Raw genomic sequence first — 3,873 nt, forward strand, 5'->3', positions numbered from 1 at the left:
AGCTGTTATGCAGTAATATAATTATAAAATTATCTAATAGGAGGTATTTTATTATGGCAGCAAGAACAAGACGAACAAAAGAAGAAGTGCTTAATTCAAAACTTACAAAAATTGATGAAGAAATTAAAAAATTAACTGAGAAGATTAATGTATTATCAGAACAGAAGAAAAATATTGATAAAGAACTTGCTATTTTAAAAGACCAGAAATCTAAAGCCGAACGTGCAGCCCAGCTTACAGCTCTTGCAGATCTCATGGATTCCAACGGTTACACGATTGATGAACTGAAGGAGCTTATGTCCATGCCGAAACCAACGGTAGATTAAGAATCAGCTCCGGAAGCAACAGAAGAAGAGTAATAAGATTAGCCCAGTTGTCCGTGTGGATCGCTGGGCTTTTGTATATAAAAAATGACCAGGGCACCGTATACTTCCTGATCTAGTCATTAGTATTATATCATATAGATATATTCTGTCAACCAGACTATATACTCTAATCCTCAAATCCGTACCATTTACATTGTGTTTTGTCATTATGTGGCGTATAATGGGAGAAAATGGTATTGGGTGGAGGACAAAATTATGAATATGAATCATATGAATATGGCTTGGGGAGATGCTGCTAATATTAAAGATTTTACAGAGAACACCCCTGAAAATAAAAAGAAAGATGCAAGGAAAACATCAAGAATTTTATTAGCAGCATTTCAATACACACATAACTATATTCAGGGATTAAAAAGACAAAACGCTTATGATGCAGCATCTATAATATATAGCGATGTTAATTTAATTCGTAGTGGCAATAAAGTGAAATTTGTTGATGCTGAAGAAAATGAAGTAGAAATTAAGGTTGGCACTACATATTATATAGATTATGGAAATAATTTTCATGGAGAATTAAGCTATTTTCATCATGGATTATGCATTGGTAAAAGCCATGAAAAAGTTTTAATTGTTCCTATGAGAAGTGGTACTGATATAATTGATATAAGTTATCATCCAACCGAAAATCCAAATGGACAAAAGTACTATAGAAAAGCTTTACAATCAGAAGGATTTTTAAAAGACTGTGTACTATTGATAAATAACACTAGATATATTTCGCCTGGAAGAATTGCGAAGGAATTTGTAGATATAAGTCCCAAAGCTTTGAAAGAAATTAAAGAGCAAGTCTTTTCAGTAATGTTTTGTGATATTGAACAAAGGTACAAACAAATTCAACAAAATAATAAAAATTATAAAAAGGTAATACGGAATAAAAATAAGGAGTTAAAAAGACAAGAAGAGAAATATTTTAAGTTAGAGAAGAAATATGATGAGCTTGTGGAAAAATATTCAAAATTAGAACAAAATGCACATTGACAAAATTATAATTATATAATATGCTATATATACAAGAGAAGATATCCCAGTGCATGTGTGATAACATATCATTGCAGAGCGTTTAGCTTCTCATAAGCAGTATTTTGTTTCATTATCATGGTCATTGGACCATAAAAAACGTATTTAGTTTTTATAAGCAGTCTCGCGAGCTGCTTTTTTTTTACAATTTTATCTAACTCACCAAATCTGTGTTATAATATCCCTAGAGAGATCCACCACTAATTCACCACGCAACAAGAGGTCGCAGCAACCACAGACTATCCAATCACAGACCAAGCATCATCCGATCAAGATTAACATACTTAATACATAACCACACAAAAGACAGTCATGCTCACGCAGTTTGGCTTTTAACATTTCAATCTCACACAAAATCCACAAAATAGAGTTTACATATGCTTGAATTGGAAGCTTTTGGATTAGAAGCTTTAAAGGTTATCAAAGGTTACATTGTATCATGCTAGGCTTAAGGATATATGGGGTCATATAAATGATCCAAGACTATATGTGCACTCTCTTTTATGGATTTTTTGAAATGTGTTTTAGACAAGAATTATAATACTATAAAGTCACACATATGTCTATTAGAATCGTTCGACATAAATCTACATACAGTTAGTAAAAACAAAACGCGAAAAAATGGGGTAGTAAGCTGTATAATAACAACTTATTACCCCATATGTATAATTACTGCTTAAAGCTTTTTTCCATTAGCTCAAGATATTTATTACGAACAAATTGCATTGATGAATTAACCTTTCCATTTTCGAGACCATTTTCTTCTAACACACGTTCGTATTCTGTGTGTGTATCAAAAATATGATCATAAATTTCTTTATTATATACTCTACCGTTCATAACAGCATTTGAAAAGTCTAAAATTTCCCAACGCATGTCATTAATCTCTTTGTTAACTAACATTTTTCTTAAATTCTCGACAGAATTTTGTAGCAAAGTCTGACTGTCAGTTAATTGTTTCTGTATATCAAATGATTGGTCTCTATCATGGATTCTATTATCCTTGAACTGTTGAACTTCTTTCTGTAAATCTATAATTTGATTATTCAAGTCTTTGATACGTTCTTCTTGTGCCTGTTTAGCTAAAGCAGATTTTGTAGTAATTCCAAATGTAGAAACAACGAAGTCTTTAATTTTTACGCATAGCATTACAATACCTATTGCAATCAAAACTCCAATTACAACGGTCCACCAATCAAAACTGCGTACAACTTCTACATTCTCTTTAATCCCACCAAACTTATCCATTTAAATCACCTTATCCTCACTCCCTTTATTCATTGTGTGCTGTACTATCATTTAACAAGATACCGACTGGAAACAAATCCAGGTGTATCTTTGTATGTAACAAGATACCATTTGACTCCATTGACGGTAGTGTAGTATCCATAATTTGCAACAGATTTTCCATTAGGGATTGTAAGGATAAGATTTGAATTGGATGTATCTCCTGGCTTATAGCGAAGATTAAGTCCATTAGATGCTTTAACCTTGTAAGTACCAGCAATTGATTTATTAAATGACTGAGCTGCAGCAACTTTAGAAGATAATGTAGATGGCTTTGAACTTGGTTTTGGAGCCGATTCTGCTTTAATTTTAGCATTATATAAGGTTGTAAGTTTAGCTTTTGTAGCCTCACCATAAAGACCGTCTGCAACAAGCCCATTATCACGCTGAAACGCTTTTACAGATGCTAATGATCCTGATCCAAAATCTCCATCAGCACCATATTTTCCACATGAATAACCAAGTTTAATAAGCATTGTCTGCATTGTTTTTACTGCATCACCTTTATCACCCATAGCAAGATAATTTTTTGTAGTTACAGGCGGATTACCATCAGCTGCTTCAGTATATCTGAGAACAACATTCCATGGATAATTTCTATAAGAGCGAATTAAGAATTCACGTCCAGTCTGGTCCCCAGGTTTACCTCCAGTAGCTCTACCATTTTCATTGATAGATGCTTCAACTTCAAGTCCATTACCACAATACATTGCGACATGATACTTTTCATTAAGTAAAATATCACCACGCTGCAATCCGGCTCCTGTTGCAAGATTTACTTTAGATGTTACGTCCTTAAATTCAAAATGTGTAAATACTGCTTTCATAACACCAGTATAAGCACAGCCATAAGTTTTAAATGAATAATCTTTTACAGGAATACCTGCATTAACCCACGCAGTGTAAACAGCAGAAGAGCAGTCATAATCGCCTTTTTCGTTCCAACGATAAGCCTGATCGTAACCATGACTATTATCACGAGCAGTTGCTTCCATCCAACGAGTAGCTTTTTCTGTTTTTGTCATAAGATGTGACTCCTTTCTTAGAATTGAATTTAGAGTTAAATTTTAGAAGTGATCAATTACCATATATTTCCAGTGAAATATTTAATTAAAATTGGTATAATTTAAAAAAAATAGAAAAGGATGGTAATAAAAAATGGCAACTGATATGAAAGAAAAAT

General features: G+C 32.8%; 4 protein-coding genes. 2 read left to right on the forward strand and 2 right to left on the reverse strand.

Features of this window, described 5'->3' with window-relative positions; translation table 11 throughout:
- Nucleotides 1-53 precede the first annotated feature (53 nt).
- Complete coding sequence (locus DW904_RS22400) at nt 54-326, forward strand: hypothetical protein (RefSeq protein ID WP_118584319.1); 273 nt, start codon at nt 54-56, stop codon at nt 324-326.
- 255 nt (nt 327-581) lie between these two features.
- Complete coding sequence (locus tag DW904_RS22405; RefSeq protein ID WP_118584320.1) at nt 582-1,364, forward strand: hypothetical protein; 783 nt, start codon at nt 582-584, stop codon at nt 1,362-1,364.
- A gap of 708 nt (nt 1,365-2,072) precedes the next feature.
- Here the strand turns inward: DW904_RS22405 and DW904_RS22410 are convergent.
- Together DW904_RS22410 and DW904_RS22415 are read right to left on the reverse strand one after the other, a co-directional pair.
- On the reverse strand, nt 2,073-2,651 hold the full coding sequence (locus DW904_RS22410) for a hypothetical protein (protein WP_118584321.1): 579 nt from the start codon (nt 2,649-2,651) through the stop codon (nt 2,073-2,075).
- Between the two features lie 47 nt (nt 2,652-2,698).
- Nucleotides 2,699-3,715, reverse strand: coding sequence for a peptidoglycan-binding protein (locus tag DW904_RS22415; RefSeq protein WP_118584322.1), 1,017 nt, complete (start codon nt 3,713-3,715; stop codon nt 2,699-2,701).
- Between the last annotated feature and the right edge of the window lie 158 nt (nt 3,716-3,873).

Origin of the sequence: Ruminococcus sp. AM42-11, assembly GCF_003480145.1 — a bacterium.
Classification (GTDB): domain Bacteria; phylum Bacillota; class Clostridia; order Lachnospirales; family Lachnospiraceae; genus Blautia_A; species Blautia_A faecis.